The sequence below is a fragment of the Agromyces luteolus genome, assembly GCF_009729855.1.
GTDB lineage: Bacteria > Actinomycetota > Actinomycetes > Actinomycetales > Microbacteriaceae > Agromyces > Agromyces luteolus.
This window is the reverse complement of record NZ_WODA01000016.1, coordinates 77,616-93,642: the sequence shown is the minus strand read 5'-3', so window position 1 is coordinate 93,642 and position 16,027 is coordinate 77,616. Positions and strand designations below refer to the sequence as shown.

The window sequence follows — 16,027 nt, the reverse complement described above, 5'->3', positions numbered from 1 at the left end:
CAGGCCCAGTTCACCTTCCGTTCACCGTTGTGGGGGACGCTCGTCACGCACGCTGGTTAGCGTCGCAGGCGGGTCGGCACCCGGCCCACACTCCTGCAATCAACCCCCGGAAGGGAATCACGTGAACCTCAAGCGTTTCGGCGCGCCTGCCGTCATCGCCATGACGGCGGCCCTCGCGCTCAGCTCCTGCGCCGCGAACGAGGGCGGCTCGGGCGACCCCGCCGCCTCTGAGTCGACGCTCTCGGGCACCCTGGTCGGTGCCGGCGCCTCCTCGCAGGACTCGGCCCAGCAGGCCTGGATCGCCGGTTTCCAGACCGCGAACCCCGATGTCACGATCAACTACGACCCGACGGGTTCGGGCGCCGGTCGCGACACCTTCCTCTCCGGTGCGAGCGACTACGCGGGCTCCGACCGTGCGTTCAACGACGAGGAGATCGCCGCGGGCGGCTTCGCCAAGTGCGCGCCCGACACCTCGATCGTCGAGCTCCCGCTCTACATCTCGCCGATCGCCGTGATCTTCAACCTCGAGGGCGTGGACAGCCTCAACCTCGACGCGGCCACCATCGCGGGCATCTTCGCCGGTGACATCACCAACTGGAACGACGAGGCGATCGCCGCCACGAACGAGGGCGTCGAGCTCCCGGACCAGGCGATCACCCCGGTCCACCGTTCGGACGACTCGGGCACCACCGAGAACTTCACCGAGTACCTCGGTGCGGCCGCTCCCGACGTGTGGACCTACGAGGCCGACGGCGTGTGGCCGTTCGAGGGCGGCGAGGGCGCGCAGGGCACCTCGGGCGTCGTCGACGCGGTGACCAACGGCACCGGCACCATCGGGTACGCCGACGCGTCGCGCGCCGGTGACCTCGGCACGGTGGCGGTCGGCGTCGGCGGCGAGTTCGTCGAGTACTCGCCCGAGGCCGCTGCGGCCATCGTGGACGCGTCGCCGTTCGTCGAGGGCCGCGCCGACGGCGACCTCGCGATCGAGCTCGACCGCACCTCGGAGGAGGCCGGCGTCTACCCGATCGTCCTCGTGAGCTACCTCATCGCCTGCCAGGAGTACGCCGAGCCCGAGAACGTCGAGCTCGTGAAGGCGTACCTGTCGTACATCGCCAGCCCCGAGGGCCAGGACGTCGCGGCCGAGGCCGCCGGTTCCGCCCCGATCTCCGACTCGCTCCGCGAGAAGGTCACCACGGCGATCGACTCGATCCAGTAGGTGGTTCGTGCCCGGCCCCGGTAGCGTCAGCAGCACCCGGGGCCGGGCACGGCCATGTTCCATGCACCACTGACCGGAGGATCCCCAGATGACCACCGCAGCCGCGCCGATCCGGGCGAAGCAGCGCCCAGGCGACCGCGTCTTCTCAAAGTCGGCGGTCTTCGCCGGCTCGATGATCCTCGTCACGCTCGCCGCGGTCGCGACGTTCCTCATCGTCCAGAGCATCCCGGCCCTCTTCGCCGACAGCGAGGACGCCTCGATCCTCGACACGAACTTCTGGGCCTACGTCGGCCCCCTGGTCTTCGGCACGATCTGGGCGGCAGCGCTCGCGCTGCTCATCGCGCTGCCGATCTCGATCGGCATCGCCCTCTTCATCTCGCACTACGCGCCTCGACGACTCGCGTCCGCACTCGGATACATCGTCGACCTGCTGGCCGCCGTGCCCTCGGTCGTCTTCGGCCTGTGGGGCATCGGGGTCCTCGCCCCGGCCGTCCAGCCCGTCTACTCCTGGCTCGTGGACAACCTCGGCTGGTTCCCGCTCTTCGCCGGGCCGGTCTCCGGCACCGGCCGCACGATCCTCACTGCGGCACTCGTGCTCGCGGTCATGATCATCCCGATCATCACCGCGATCTCCCGCGAGGTCTTCCTGCAGACGCCGGTCCTCCACGAGGAGGCCGCGCTCGCCCTCGGCGCCACCCGGTGGGAGATGATCCGCACGGCGGTCCTCCCGTTCGGCCGCCCCGGCATCATCTCCGCGGCCGTCCTCGGCCTCGGACGCGCGCTCGGCGAGACGATGGCCGTCGCCATGGTCCTCTCGGCGACTGGCGCGGTGACCTTCCAGCTCCTCACGTCGGTCAACCCGTCGACGATCGCGGCGAACATCGCCCTGAGCTTCCCCGAGGCGTACGGCATCAACGTCAACGTCCTCATCGCGACGGGCCTCATCCTCTTCATCGTCACCTTCGCGGTGAACGCGATCGCCCGATGGATCGTGGCCCGCCGCGCCGAGTTCTCGGGAGCGAACTGATGACCACCACGATCACCCCTCCCGAGCCCAAGACCTCGAGCCCGATCAGCAACTCGCTGACGGCGGGCAAGCTGCCCAACCAGGCTCCGTGGATGGTGCTCGGCGCGAGCCTCCTCGTCTCCGCGGCCCTCTTCGGCATGCTCGCCCTCACGGGCGGCGAGTTCGACTGGGCCGGGATGTTCGTCGTCGCGGCACTCGTCTACGTGGTCACGATCACGACGGTCTCGCGCGTGGTCGAGGGCCCGCGCAAGGCGATGGACCGCTTCGTCACGGCGCTCGTGACGGGCGCGTTCATCGTCGCCATGATCCCGCTCGTCTCGCTGACGATCACGGTCGTCACGTTCGGGCTCAACCGGTTCGACGTCGAGTTCTTCACCTACTCGATGCGGAACATCACCGGCGAGGGGGGCGGCGCGGTCCACGCGATCGTCGGCACCCTGCTGATGACGGGCACCGCGGCGCTCATCTCGATCCCGATCGGCCTGATGACCTCGATCTACCTCGTCGAGTACGGCCGCGGCCGGCTCGCTCGCGGCATCACCTTCCTCGTCGACGTCATGACCGGCATCCCCTCGATCGTCGCCGGCCTCTTCGCCTATGCGCTCTTCGCGATCTTCTGGGGTCCCGGCACCCGCACCGGCATCGCCGGCGCGGTCGCCCTCGCGGTCCTCATGATCCCGGTCGTCGTGCGGTCGAGCGAGGAGATGCTGCGCCTCGTCCCGGTCGAGCTCCGGGAGGCCGCGTACGCACTCGGCGTGCCGAAGTGGCTGACGATCGTCAAGGTCGTGCTGCCGACCTCGATCGCCGGCATCACGACGGGCATCATGCTCTCGATCGCCCGCGTCATCGGCGAGACCGCCCCGCTGCTGATCGCGGCGGGCTTCACCAACAGCCTGAACTACGACATGACCGAGGGCCGGATGTCCTCGCTGCCGGTGTTCGTGTACACGCAGTACGCCAATCAGGGCAATCCGCCCGAGGCGTACCTCGATCGCGCGTGGGCGGCCGCGCTCACGCTCATCCTCATCGTCATGGCCCTGAACCTCATCGCCCGACTCGTCGCACGGTTCTTCGCCCCCAAGTACGGTCGCTGACCCCGCCACCCCAGTAAGGAAGCCCAGTGTCCAAGCGCATCGAGGTCAAGGACCTCAACGTCTACTACTCGAAGTTCCTCGCGGTCGAGGGGGTCTCGCTCGAGATCGAGCCCCGGAGCGTCACGGCGTTCATCGGCCCGTCGGGCTGCGGGAAGTCGACGTTCCTCCGCACCCTGAACCGCATGCACGAGGTGATCCCCGGCGCGCGCGTCGAGGGCGAGGTCCTCATCGACGGGAACAACCTCTACGACCCCGAGGTCGACCCGGTGCTCGTGCGCCGCCAGGTCGGCATGGTGTTCCAGCGGCCGAACCCGTTCCCCACGATGTCCATCAAGGAGAACGTGCTCGCGGGCGTCAAGCTCAACAACAAGCGCATCTCGCGGTCCGACGCCGACGACCTCGTCGAGAAGTCGCTGCAGGGCGCGAACCTCTGGAACGAGGTCAAGGACCGCCTCGACCGCCCCGGCTCGGGCCTGTCGGGCGGCCAGCAGCAGCGCCTCTGCATCGCCCGCGCGATCGCCGTCTCGCCCGAGGTCATCCTCATGGACGAGCCGTGCTCGGCACTCGACCCGATCTCGACGCTGGCGATCGAGGACCTCATCGAGGAACTCAAGCAGGAGTACACGATCGTGATCGTGACCCACAACATGCAGCAGGCGTCGCGCGTCTCCGACAAGACCGCGTTCTTCAACATCGCCGGCACCGGCAAGCCCGGCAAGCTCATCGAGTACGACGAGACGACGACGATCTTCTCCAACCCGTCCGAGAAGGCCACCGAGGACTACGTCTCCGGTCGCTTCGGCTGAGCAGGCGCCCCGCGCTCCGGCCCGGTCCCCGCAGGGGGCCGGGCCGTCGTCGTCAGTCCCGCGGGCTCAGGAGGTACGCGTTCAGCGCGGCCGTCTCGTCGGCGTCGACGGGAAGGGGCGCGCCGTCGAGCTCGGCGATCGGTGCGGCCATGCGCACGCTCGACATGAGCCACGCGGCATCCGCTCGCCGCAGTTCGTCGAGGGTGAGGTCGCGGTAGGCGACCGACCGGCCCTGCGCCTCGAGGTGGGCGAAGACGCTGCGCTGCGTCGTGCCGTGCAGGATGCCGGCCGCGGGCGGCGGCGTGACGTACTCGTCGCCCAGCCGCGCGATCAGGCTCGACGTGGGCCCCTCGAGCACGAATCCGTCCGACGAGGTGAACAGCGCATCGTCGGCGCCGCGGCGCTTGGCCTCGCGGATCGCGGCCATGTTCGCCGCATAGCTCAGGGTCTTCGCGCCGAGCAGCAGCCACGGCGCCCGCTCCCCAGCGCCGCGGGCGACGCCCCGATCGAGGCTGACGACGCGGATGCCGCGCACCCGCGCCGCGGCGAAGTCCGCGCCCGGCGTGACGTGCACCCAGCCGGTCGGTGCCGTGCCCGGGTCGAGCCCGCGGCTCAGCGCGATCTTGAGGGCGAACTCGCCCTCGGCCGGCACCCGCTCGGCCGCGCGCCGGATGACCAGCCGCCACTGCTCCAGGTTCGGCTCGGGCAGTTCGGTGAGACGGGCCGAGTTCGCCAGACGGGCGAGGTGCGGCCCGATCTCCTGCACGTGGCCGTCGACGACGGCGAGCGTCTCGAACACCCCGTCTCCGCGGTGCGGCGCGAGGTCGTTCACGGCGAGCGCGGCCGCCCCGGGCTCGATCTCGCGGAACGACGCCTCGAGGAACTCGGCGGACGCATCCACCGGGAGCGGTTCGACCAGGAACGAGACGGTGTCGGCCATTCCTCGATGCTACGCCGCGCCGGCCGACGCCATCCGGGAACCGTCGCTGCGGAGGGCGTCGCAGGCACCGTCGCAGGCGCTCGGGCATGAAGATGGCCGGCCGCAGAACGCCTCTCGGCGCGAGGCCGCTCGAAGCGGCGAATATTGGAGCCCGGGGTTACTGCGACCGGCCACGAACAGTCTAAACGAGGCGGACGGCGGGTCTATTCCCGGCCGCTCGATGCGCCTCGGAACAGGCTCAATCGAGGCTGTCGTGGCGCCAGAGTCGGGCGCACGCCGCGAGTTCCTCCGCGAGCGACGAGAGCCGGAGGGCCCGCTGGGTGAGGACCCCCGGCCGGTCGGGATGCGCGGCGTCCGCGGCATCCGCATCGTCGGCGAGGCTCGCGAAGCCGGCCGACGCGACCCGGCAGAACGCCGTCGCGCGCTCGAGCGCCGCGGCGAAGTCGCCCGAGAACACGCCGCGCAGGATCGTGTCGGCGAGTTCCCGCACCTCGGCCGGGCCCGCCGGGGTCGGTGCGCCCGCGACGACCTGGTCGATGGTGTGCGACACCTCCGTGCCGCGCTGGAACGCGAGGCTCACGCCCGGCGCGTCCTGTCGGATCATCGTGCGCAGCAGGTAGATGCGCCAGAGCGCGCCCGGGAGGCTCTTCGGCGACGCCTGCGACCACAGCTCGGCGATCGCGTCGATGCCGTGCTCGTCGGTGTACGTGACGAGCCGGGCGACCGTCTCGGGATCGGGGTCGGCCCGCACCCTGGACAGCACGGCCGCCGCGGTGTCGTGCGCGACACGGCTCACGTACGCCGGGTCCTCGGCGCCCAGGTACCCCTCGAACATGCGCGGCGGGAAGCGCGTGGGGCGGTGGAAGTCTGCGGTCATCGCGGACACGATACCCCCGCCCGCCTGCGACCGCCCCGAGTTCCGCGTTCGGCGGAATCCGCACCGTCAGGCCAGCGGCTCGCTCCGCCTGGCCGCGTCGAGGACCGATGTGCGCCAGGTCTCACCCATCCGCTCGTACGTGACGATCGCGTGGCAGTTTCTGCATCTGACGTCGCACTTCGCGATCTCCTCGTGCACGCGGACCCACGAGTACGCCGCCTTGGCGAGCTTCATCACCTCGCCGAGCTTCTCCGCCCCCGCGCGGTGATCGAAGTCGAGCACCCGGATATCGGCCTCACCGCAGTCGACGCAGGGATGCTCGAGGAGGTATGCACCGATGCGCTGCAGATGGGCCGCGCGGGTCTTCGCCACCTGCGCGGCGACCGCCCTGCGGTGCTTGGCGATGTTCTCCGAGTAGTATCGGCGCGCCCTCGCGGCGTTGCACTCGCGGCAGACCGCCTGCAGTCCATCCGGTGATCGAGCACGGAGATTGAACGCCGTCGTCGGGAGCGAGCGGCGGCAGGTCGAACAGTGCTTCATGGCGTCCTTCCCGGGGATGACCCCACGCTATCGCCGGCCGCCGACGCCAGCCCGAGCTGCCCAGAGCACCACCTTCGCCGCACCCGAGACCGGAACTCGCCGGCCTGTTAGGGTGGGTCTGCCCCTATAGCTCAGTTGGTTAGAGCAACGGACTTCAACAGAACACAGGAGCGTCACCGCAGAAATGCGGTGGATGTACGCCGCTATATGCTGGGACCCCCTGAGAGCCCGAGGTACTCGCCCGAGAGGGCAGTGACAATCCGAGGGATTGGGCGATCAGCAGGTAACCGAAAGGGAACCTCAGAGACTACACGCGGCGCACCTGACCGGCTCGGCCGAAGGTGAAGATATAGTCCAGACTGCAAGCCGTTCGCGGTGGCTGGGGAAACTCAGTGCAGCAGGTTAATCCGTGGGTCCAGGGTTCGAGTCCCTGTGGGGGCACCTTCACCGATCACGGCGCGAGCCGCGGCATCCCCAGCCCGAACTCCTGCCGCAGGGCGCTCGCGGCCGCGTGCCAGCCGGCGAGGCCGTGCACGCCCGGGCCGGGCGGGGTCGAGGCCGACGCGAGGTAGACGCCCGCGAGCGGGGTGCGCCACGGGTCCGGCGAGAGCACGGGGCGGCGCACGAGCTGCGCGAGCGACGGCGCACCCGAGGCGATGTCGCCGCCGATGTAGTTGGCGTTCTCGGCCTGCAGCTGCGCGGCCGAACGCGACGACGTCGCGAGCACGAGGTCGCGGAACCCCGGCGCGAAGCGCTCGAGCTGCCGGGTGACGGCCTCGGCGGGGTCGAGCGTCGATCCGGCGGGCACGTGCGTGTACGTCCAGAGCACGTGCCGGCCGTGGGGCGCGCGCGAGCCGTCGAGCGTGGACGGCTGCGACACCAGCACGTACGGTGACGACGGATGCCGCCCGCGCGCCACGTCGCGCTCCCCCGCGGCGATCTCCTCCCGGGTGCCCCCGAGGTGAACGGTGCCCGCTGCGGTCACGTCGGCGGCGGCCCACGGCACCGGCCCCGCGAGCGCGAAGTCGACCTTCGCGGCGGCGTTGCCGTACCGGAATCCGCGGAGCGCCCGGCGATAGCGCGTCGGCAGCCGGTCGCCGGCGAGGCGCGCGAGCGCCCGCGGGGTCACGTCGAGGACGACGGCGCGGGCGCGCGGCAGCGCCGCGAGGTCGTCGACCGCGGCATCCGTCACCACCTCGCCGCCGTGCGCGACGAGGTCCGCGATCAGCGCGTCGACGATCGCGCCGCTCCCCCCGACGGGGATCGGCCAGCCGCGCGCGTGGGCGTGCATCGTGAGGACGAGGCCCGTTCCGGCGGTCCCGAGGCTCGGCAGCGGGCGGATCGCGTGCGCGGCGACGCCGGTCAGCAGCGCGGGAGCCGCGTCGCCGCGGAACCGCAGGTTCCACGCGGGTGTGCCCTGCTCGAGCGCGCGGAGCCCGAAACGGGCGGCGACGAGCGGATGCCGCGGCACGCGCAGCAGCGTCGACCCCGTGAACTCGGTCACGGCCTCCTCGTGCGCCACGAGAGGTGCGAGCAGGCGCCCGTACGCCCTGCCGTCGTGGCCGAGGCCGTCGGCCGTGCGGTCGAGGTCGTGCCACGCGAGGCCGGCGCGGCCGCCGTCGAGCGGATGGGCGAAAGAGAGCTCCGGCACCCGCAGCTCGATGCGCCGCTCGAGGCCGAACGCCCGGAAGAACGGAGACGCGAGCGCCATCGGGTGCACGGCCGAGCACACGTCGTGGCGGAAGCCCGGGAGCGTGAGCTCGGCCGTCCGGGCGCCGCCGCCCGGCTCGGCCGCGGCCTCGAAGACGCGCACGGCCAGGCCGGCCCGTGCGAGCGTGACGGCGGCGGCGAGCCCGTTCGGGCCCGACCCGACCACGACCGCGTCGACGGCATCGCTCCGGGCCATCCGACCTCCCCGTCCGCGGGCGGGCGTGCTCCGCGGTCGGCACCATGATCCCACGCGAGCGGCGCATCGCCGCGAGCGGCGCATCGCCGCGAGCGGCGCAGTGAGGCGGGCGGCGGAGCGAGGCGTCGTGACCGGCGGACCGGGGCACCGCCGTGGGGGACCGGAGACGTGCTGGGCTCCGATGCCCCGACGCGGCGGCTCCTCCCCAGGTGTCCCCTTCCGCACTGCCACGTGCGGTGGACCGAGCGTACGTCCATGGCACGGCGCTGGGAACACCCTCGAACTGGGGACTGGACATCCTGCCGGACCGACTGCTGTGAGCGGGCCGGCGACTCGCGTCAGCCGACGATGCGACGGAGGCCCGCCATGAGCGCGAGGCGCTCCTCGGCGTTCCGGCCGAGCGGAGTCACGTTCAGCGTCGTGACCCCCGCGCGCACGAACGCCCGGACGCGCTCGGCGACCTCGGACGGCGACCCGATCAGCGAGATCGCGCGCACGAGCTCGTCGGGCACGGCGGCGATCGCCTCCTCGCGGTGGCCGTCGAGGTAGAGGTCCTGGATCCGCTCGGCCTCCGCGGCGAAGCCGTAGCTCGCGATGAGGTCGTTGTAGAAGTTCTTCCCGCGCGCACCCATCCCGCCGATGTAGAGGCCGAGGTTCGGCTTCACCGCCGCGATCGCCGCCTCGACGAGCTCGGGGCGGTCGGTGATCGCCAGCGCCGGGCTGGCGAAGACGTCGAGCGGACCGAGCTCGGGGGCCCGTCGCGCGCGCCCCGCATCGAGCGATGCGCCCCACACGTCGGCGGCGCGCTCCGGGTGGAAGAACATCGGCAGCCAGCCCTCGGCGATCTCCGCCGTCTGCTCGACCGACTTCGGGCCGAGCGAGGCGATCGTGATCGGGATGCGCTCGCGCACCGGCTCGTTGATGAGCTTCAGCGGCTTGCCGAGGCCCGTGCCCCGATCGGCCGGGAGCGGGATCGTGTAGTTCCTCCCCGCGTGCACGACGCGCTCGCGCCGCCACACCATGCGGCACACGTCGACGATCTCGCGCATGCGGCCGAGCGGCGCGTCGTAGGGCACGCCGTGGAAGCCCTCGATGACCTGCGGCCCCGAGGCGCCGATGCCGAGCTCGAAGCGGCCCTCGGAGACGTAGTCGAGGCCGGCGGCGGTCATCGCCGTGAGCGACGGGGTGCGGGTGTAGAGCTGCAGGATGCCGCTCATGAGCGTCATGCGCGAGGTGCGGGCCGCGAGGAAGCCGAGCTGGCTCACCGCGTCGAACGAGTAGACCTCGGGGACCACGACGAGGTCGACCCCGGCGCGCTCGAGCTCGGCGACCTCGGCGGCGGCCTCGCGGAAGCCGCCTGCGTAGCTCAGGAACATGCCGATGCGCATGCGTCACTCCTCGTCGTCGGGGTCGTGGTGGGGTCCGCAGCCCCATCAGACCCTAGCCGACCCGATCAGGTCTCGACGACGACGACGGGGTCGGTGGTCGGCGCCTCCGACCCGCCGGCCGGCTCGACCGTCATGCCGACGAGGACGCCGGGCGTGAAGTCGCCCTCGAGCACGACGTACGCCGCGCCGCCGTCGGGATCGAACGTGCCGGCGGGACGTGCGCCGGCCTCGTCGATGTACCAGAGCTCGTAGGTCGAGTCCGCGCCCACGTCGGGCAGGTCGGACGCGCGCACGGCGGATCGGCCGAGTTCCTCGGACCACACGATCGTCACCTCGCCGCCGCCGGTCGACGGCACCGTGACGGACTCGGCGTCGGGTGCGGTCGCGATCGCCTGCACCGACCGCTGCGCGCCCCACCCGGCCGGCCCCGGCCAGTTCACGCCCACCACGGCACCCGCGATGACGAGCACGGCGGCGGCGGCCGCGGCGATGATCGCCGCGGGGCGCTGGAACCAGCGGCGACGGGCGGCGCGTTCGGCGGGTCCGGCGACGGACGCCCCCTCCTCGCGCTCGTCGGCGACCGACGCGGGATCGGGCCCGGCGGTCGATGCGACATCCGGTTCGGCCACCGGTTCGGCCGTGGCTTCGACCGCGGGCTCGGGCGGGCCGACCGCCGACGGCTCGGCCGAGACCTGCGGCACGTCGTCGAGCCGGTCGAAGATCGAGGCCTTGAGCGTCGGCGGCGGTTCGATCCGGCCCGCGCCGTCGGCGAGCGCGGCCGCGGCCTCCCGGTGCGCGGCGAGTTCCGCCCGGAGTTCGGGCGATTCCGCGAGTCGGGCCTCGACGATCGCACGTTCCTCGACGGTCACCGCGTCGAGCGCGTAGGCCGCGAGCAGTGCGTCGAGGTCGTCGGGCTCCCGACGCGCCGGGGACTCGGAGTCGGTCATGTGCTCACCCCCATCACGCGGCGCAGGCGGATCATGCCGTCGCGCATCCTCGTCTTCACGGTGCCGAGCGGCACGTCGAGCCGTTCGGCGATCTCGGACTGCGTCAGACCGCCGTAGTACGCGAGCGTGACGCACTCGCGCTGCAGGTCGCTGAGCTCGGCGAGCGCCTCGTGCGCTCGCTCGTGGTCGAGTCGCACCTCGACGGCCTCGGCGACGCTGTCGACCGGTACGTCGATGTCGCGCACGCCGATGCGGGCGTCGCGGTCGCGCGCGGACTGCGCCGAGCGCACCCGGTCGACGGCACGGCGGTGGGCGAGCGTGAACATCCACGAGATCGCCGATCCTCGCGCGGCATCGAACCGCGGCGCGGTCTGCCACACCTCGAGGAACACGTCCTGCGCGACCTCCTCGGCCTGGGCGGGGTCGACCACGACACGTCGCACGAGGCCGAGGATCCGGGGCGCGGTGCGGTCGTACAGCGCGCCGAACGCGGCACGATCGCCGGCGCCGGTGGCCACGAGCAGGTCGTCGAGGGTCGGGTCGGATGCCGCGGGCTGATGCTCGGCGTCCGTCACGCGTCCAAGCATGACAGACCGCGCGGGTCGGCGCCGCGCCGGGACGGGTGCGGCGCGGAGGGCGACCCGGCGCGGCGCGATCGCGAGGGTCATGCGGTGCTCCTGCCGTGCGGGGAGGGGTCGCAGGTGATTCGGCGCCGGCCGCGGCGCAGATTGGCCACCCCCGAGCGGGCGCGGCGAGGACGCAGCCGGCCGGGTCGGTCCCGGTCCGGGTCGGCCGCGGTCAGGTCGGTCGCGCTTCGGTGCTGTCCGGGCCGTCCACGCAGTACCAGAGCCGCCATCGATCGGGCACGCCCTTCAGCTCGTGCTCCCCGGCGGGCTCGAAGGCGAACGGGAATCCGAGCAGGAGCGACCGGACGGTGTCGCTCACCATGATGCGTCCGGGGTCGGCGGCGGCGCAGATCCTGGCCGCCGCGTGGACGGCGAGCCCGACGAGGCCGTCGCCGCGCATGATGAGCTCGCCCGAGTGGACGCCGACGCGCAGCTCGAGACCGAGCGCGGCGGCCGAGTCGAGCGCCTGCGTCGCGAAGTGCAGCGCGGCGGACGGCAATGGGAACGTCGCCACGATCCCGTCGCCCGTGGTGTTCGCCTCGGTTCCGGAGAATCGGGCGATGGAGCGCCGCAGCGCCTCGTCGTGCGCGGCGTGGATGCTGCGCCACCGTTCGTCGCCGGCCTCCGCGAGCGCGGCCGTCGAGCCGACGATGTCGGTGAAGACGGTCGTGAGCACGTCTCGCCGTCCGCCGCTCCGGCTGCCGGTGAGGAACTCCTCCATCTCGTCGACCAGCGCGCTGTCCGGCAGGATCGCCGGCAGCGCCGACGACCGGTGCACGAGTCTGAGCCGGCCGTCGGGGAGCGCGTCGGCCAGCCACCGCATCGCCGCCTCGTCGATCCCCTCCAACCCGGTGTCGTGGAGCACCAGGACCGGTGCGCGCACGTCGGCGAGGTGCGGCCGGATGTCGACGGCGCCGATGGCCTCGGCGAGCCGCCTCGCGGCGGTCGGCGTCGCCGACATGCTCTCGTACCGCTCCCACCACGCGACGAGCCGCTCGGCTCCCTGCGTCTGCCAGAACTGCCGCACCACCGATCCGCGGCCCCACTCCGCCGGCTCGAGCCCCGCCATGAGGCTCGCGATCCAGGCGGGATCGAGCTCCCAGGGGAATCCCTCGGCGGCGTGGCCGACCGCGAGCACCTCGTACGCGATGACCGCCTCGACGCGATCGGGATGGCGCGCCGCGGTGGCGAGCGCGGTCGCGCCGCCGTCGAACCAGCCGATGATCGTGGCCCGGGTGCTCCCGGCGGCGTCGAGGATCGCGACGAGGTCGTCGGCGTGGTCTTCGACGGTCGCGTCGAGTCCTCCACGATCCGAGAGGCCCGTGCCGCGCTTGTCGAACAGGATGACGCGCGCGCCGAGGCCCTCGAGCCGCTCGAGGAACTCGAGGTGCTCGGGCAGCTCGCAGAAGACGTCGACGTTGGAGATGAACGCGAACGCGAGCACGATGTCGCGGTCGCCCTCGCCGAACACCTTGTAGGCGAGGTCGACGCCGTTCCGGGCGGCGTACCGCGTGGCCGGGATCACGATGCGGGTGCCTCCACTCGGAACAGCGACCAGACGCCGGGCACGCCCTTCAGTGAGTGCTCGCCGGCCGGTCGGAAGGTGAGGCCCGAGCCCTCGACGAGGACGCGGACGGTGTCGGTGACGAGCACCTCGCCCGTCCCGGCGAGCGCGGAGACGCGCGCGGCGACATGGACGGCGATGCCGACCGTGTCGTCGTCGCGGACGAGCACCTCGCCGCAGTGGACGCCGGCACGGAGGCCGAGGCCCATCCCGTCGGCGGCACCGATCGCGTCCTGCGCGAATCGGATCGCCGACGACGGAAGCGCGAACGCGGCGACGAACCCGTCGCCCGCGGTGTTCACCTCGCGGCCGCCGAACGTCGAGAGCGACCGCCGGATCGATTCGCGATGCGCGGAGAGCAGGTTGCCCCAGCGCAGGTCGCCGGATCCGGCGAGCTCCTCGGTCGAGCCGACGATGTCCGTGAATACGATGCTCGCGAGCTCGCGACGAGCGCCGCTGCGGGTGCCGACGAGGAAGTCCTCGATCTCGTCGACCAGGTCGTCCGACGGGAGGATGAACGGAGCACCGTCGGCGTGCCGGACGACCTGCAATCGTCCCTCGGGCAGGGTGTCGGCCAGCCAGCGGAACGGCTCCAGCGGCACGCCCGGGTAGCCCTCGTCGTGGATCACCAGCACCGGCGCCGCGACGTGCGCGAGGTAGCCCCTGATGTCGAGCGCCAGCGCGTCCTCGAGCACCCGCACCGCACCGCTCGGCGGAGCGGAGAGCCGCTCGTAGCGGATCAGCCAGTCGAGCAGCCTGGCATCGCCCGCCCAGTCGGGAGCCATCGTGCGAGCCATCGCCGCCTGGCCCCAGCCCAGGGTCACGAGCTCCCGCATGGCCGTCTCGCCGAACGGCGACGCGAAGCCCCACGGGAAGCCGGGGCGGCGTCGGCCGCTGGCGAGGACCTCTGCCGCGACCACGGATTCGACGCGATCCGGATGGCGCGCCGCGGCCACCAGGCAGATGGCGCCGCCGTCGAACCAGCCGAGCAGGACGGCGCGCGCACTTCCCGCGGCATCGAGCACCGCGACGAGGTCGTCCGAGTGCTGCTCGACGCTCACCGGACCGGTCCCGCGATCGGACATGCCGGCACCCCGCTTGTCGAACAGGATCACGCGGCCGAGCGCGGCGAGTCGTCGGACGAACTCCCGGTTCTCGGCGAGCTCGAAGAAGGCATCGACGTTCGAGACGAGCGGGAAGGCGACCAGCAGGTCGCGAGCTCCCTCACCGACGACCTTGTACGCGATGTCGACGTCTCCGCTCCGGGCGAAGGCGGTGTCCGGGATCACGGCGCCGCTCCGACGCATCGCCGTCGGATCGAAGCGATGCGAACACGGTCCCCCCGGGCTCCCGCGGCCACGGCACCAAACTAGTGCCCCGATGGCCGATGTTGCACGGGCTTCGGCTCAGATCCCGCCGCGGGTCTCCTGCCCGGCCGCGACGCGACGCCGGTGCTCGCGGTTGCGGACGACCCGCTTGGCGACGAAGGCGCCGACCGCGAGCACCACGGCGACGATGACGACGGCCTGGAACCCGTCGGCCCAGGGCTCGACGACGGCCCAGTTCTCGCCGAGCACGTAGCCGGCGAGCACGAAGACGGTGTTCCAGATGACGCTCCCGGCCGTGGTGAGCGCGAGGAACAGCGCGAGGTTCATGCGCGTGACGCCCGCCGGCACCGAGATGAGGCTACGGAAGAGCGGGATCATCCGGCCGAGGAACACGGCCTTCTTCCCGTGCTTCACGAACCACGACTCGGTGCGGTCGACGTCGGCGACGTCGACGAGCGGCACGGCCTTGATGATCGCCCGCGTCCGCTCGCGGCCGAGCAGCGCGCCGACCGAATAGAGCGCGAGGGCGCCGACGACGGAGCCGAGCGTCGTCCAGAACAGGACCTCGGCGAGCGTGAACGAGCCCTGGCTGGCGGTGAACCCCGCGAGCGGCAGGATGACCTCGCTCGGCAGCGGCGGGAACAGGTTCTCGAGCGCGATCGCGAGCCCGGCACCGGGGGCGCCGAGGGTCTCCATGAGGTCGACGGCCCAGGCGGCGAGGCCGGTGAGTTCGGGTTCGGCGGCGGCGAGGAGGGTCGTCGTCATGGTGACGAGGCTAGGGGACGCCGGTGAACGGAACCTGATCGGGCGGTCGGCCCCGCGGCATCCGCCACCGCCGACACACCCGGACGGAACCCGACCAAACCGTCGCGCACACGGCCACGAACCCCATCCGACGGCCCCGGAACGCGGGCCGGACCAACCAAGGAGGAGACCGATGCGATCCACGCGAAGCACGCACCGCACCGCACTGGCGGCGTTCTCGATCGTGGCCGTCGCCGCGCTCGGCCTCGCCGGCTGCAGCGCCGGCACGACCGACGAGCCCGCGACCGACGACGAGACCTCGATGAGCGAGGAGCCCATGGAGACCGAGGAGACGATGGCCGACCCCGCGGCGAACCTCGTCGGGCCGGGATGCGCCGACTACGCCGAGCAGGTGCCCGACGGCGCCGGCTCCGTCGAGGGCATGGCGATGGACCCCGTCGCCGTCGCGGCCTCGAACAACCCGCTGCTGACGACGCTCGTCGCGGCCGTCTCGGGCGGCATCAACCCCGACGTCGACCTCGTCGACACGCTGAACGGCGACGAGTTCACCGTCTTCGCGCCCGTCGACGACGCCTTCGCCCAGATCGACGCGGCCACGATCGAGACCCTCCAGGGCGACAGCGAACTGCTGACCTCGATCCTCACCTACCACGTGGTCCCGGGGCAGCTCGCGCCGGACGAGGTGGTCGGCACCCAGGCCACGGTGCAGGGCGGCACGGTCGAGGTGACCGGCTCGGGCGACGAGCTCATGGTGAACGACGCGAACGTGATCTGCGGCGGCGTCATGACGGCGAACGCGACGGTGTACCTCATCGACTCGGTGCTCATGCCGCAGTAGGCGGACTCGCGGGCACCGCTCCCGTCGCCGACGGCCCCTCCAGGACGCTGGAGGGGCCGTCGGCGTTCGGGGTCACGGCGTCGAAGCCCGGGGCGCGCGTCGACGCCCGCGCGCGTCGCACGCCCTCAGCGGGCTCCGAGGCGGATGCGACAGGCTGGTCGTCGG

General features: G+C 72.2%; 15 protein-coding genes. 5 read left to right on the top strand and 10 right to left on the bottom strand.

What is annotated here, in order from left to right; genetic code table 11:
* The first annotated feature begins 121 nt into the window (after positions 1-121).
* From GLX25_RS08495 to pstB, 4 genes are all read left to right on the top strand, one after another.
* Positions 122-1,216, top strand: coding sequence for a phosphate ABC transporter substrate-binding protein PstS (locus GLX25_RS08495; protein WP_420837648.1), 1,095 nt, complete (start codon positions 122-124; stop codon positions 1,214-1,216).
* 88 nt (positions 1,217-1,304) lie between these two features.
* Positions 1,305-2,243, top strand: coding sequence for a phosphate ABC transporter permease subunit PstC (gene pstC, locus GLX25_RS08490; protein ID WP_155842082.1), 939 nt, complete (start codon positions 1,305-1,307; stop codon positions 2,241-2,243).
* Complete coding sequence (pstA, locus tag GLX25_RS08485) at positions 2,243-3,337, top strand: phosphate ABC transporter permease PstA (protein ID WP_155842081.1); 1,095 nt, start codon at positions 2,243-2,245, stop codon at positions 3,335-3,337. Before pstC ends, pstA begins: the two co-directional genes overlap by 1 nt.
* Before the next feature lie 26 nt (positions 3,338-3,363).
* Positions 3,364-4,143, top strand: coding sequence for a phosphate ABC transporter ATP-binding protein PstB (gene pstB, locus GLX25_RS08480; RefSeq protein WP_166548619.1), 780 nt, complete (start codon positions 3,364-3,366; stop codon positions 4,141-4,143).
* A 52-nt stretch (positions 4,144-4,195) separates the two neighbouring features.
* Here the strand turns inward: pstB and GLX25_RS08475 are convergent, their stop codons facing one another.
* From GLX25_RS08475 to GLX25_RS08425, 10 genes are all read right to left on the bottom strand, one after another.
* Positions 4,196-5,083 carry an aminodeoxychorismate lyase gene (locus GLX25_RS08475; RefSeq protein ID WP_155842080.1) on the bottom strand — a complete coding sequence of 296 codons (888 nt, stop codon included), beginning with the start codon at positions 5,081-5,083 and terminating at the stop codon, positions 4,196-4,198.
* 238 nt (positions 5,084-5,321) lie between these two features.
* Positions 5,322-5,960 carry a DNA-directed RNA polymerase subunit beta gene (locus tag GLX25_RS08470; protein ID WP_155842079.1) on the bottom strand — a complete coding sequence of 213 codons (639 nt, stop codon included), beginning with the start codon at positions 5,958-5,960 and terminating at the stop codon, positions 5,322-5,324.
* A gap of 66 nt (positions 5,961-6,026) precedes the next feature.
* Positions 6,027-6,500, bottom strand: a complete 474-nt coding sequence (locus GLX25_RS08465) for a hypothetical protein (protein ID WP_155842078.1) — start codon at positions 6,498-6,500, stop codon at positions 6,027-6,029.
* Positions 6,501-6,951: 451 nt separating this feature from the next.
* Entirely contained in the window at positions 6,952-8,406 is a 1,455-nt protein-coding gene (locus GLX25_RS08460) for a phytoene desaturase family protein (RefSeq protein ID WP_155842077.1), read from the bottom strand.
* A gap of 338 nt (positions 8,407-8,744) precedes the next feature.
* Positions 8,745-9,794 carry an LLM class F420-dependent oxidoreductase gene (locus GLX25_RS08455; protein WP_155842076.1) on the bottom strand — a complete coding sequence of 350 codons (1,050 nt, stop codon included), beginning with the start codon at positions 9,792-9,794 and terminating at the stop codon, positions 8,745-8,747.
* A 65-nt stretch (positions 9,795-9,859) separates the two neighbouring features.
* Positions 9,860-10,741, bottom strand: coding sequence for an anti-sigma factor (locus GLX25_RS08450; RefSeq protein WP_155842075.1), 882 nt, complete (start codon positions 10,739-10,741; stop codon positions 9,860-9,862).
* A complete protein-coding gene (gene sigK / locus GLX25_RS08445) occupies positions 10,738-11,328 on the bottom strand; it encodes an ECF RNA polymerase sigma factor SigK (RefSeq protein ID WP_155842127.1) in 591 nt (196 codons plus the stop codon). The genes GLX25_RS08450 and sigK overlap by 4 nt, the downstream gene beginning before the upstream one ends.
* Positions 11,329-11,539: 211 nt before the next feature.
* A complete protein-coding gene (locus GLX25_RS18355) occupies positions 11,540-12,892 on the bottom strand; it encodes an adenylate/guanylate cyclase domain-containing protein (RefSeq protein ID WP_166548618.1) in 1,353 nt (450 codons plus the stop codon).
* Complete coding sequence (locus GLX25_RS08430; RefSeq protein ID WP_166548617.1) at positions 12,889-14,220, bottom strand: adenylate/guanylate cyclase domain-containing protein; 1,332 nt, start codon at positions 14,218-14,220, stop codon at positions 12,889-12,891. Before GLX25_RS08430 ends, GLX25_RS18355 begins: the two co-directional genes overlap by 4 nt.
* 117 nt (positions 14,221-14,337) lie before the next feature.
* Entirely contained in the window at positions 14,338-15,024 is a 687-nt protein-coding gene (locus GLX25_RS08425; RefSeq protein WP_155842073.1) for a DedA family protein, read from the bottom strand.
* A gap of 172 nt (positions 15,025-15,196) precedes the next feature.
* Between GLX25_RS08425 and GLX25_RS08420 the strand changes: the two genes are divergently transcribed.
* Positions 15,197-15,862 carry a fasciclin domain-containing protein gene (locus GLX25_RS08420; protein ID WP_155842072.1) on the top strand — a complete coding sequence of 222 codons (666 nt, stop codon included), beginning with the start codon at positions 15,197-15,199 and terminating at the stop codon, positions 15,860-15,862.
* Positions 15,863-16,027 lie beyond the last annotated feature (165 nt).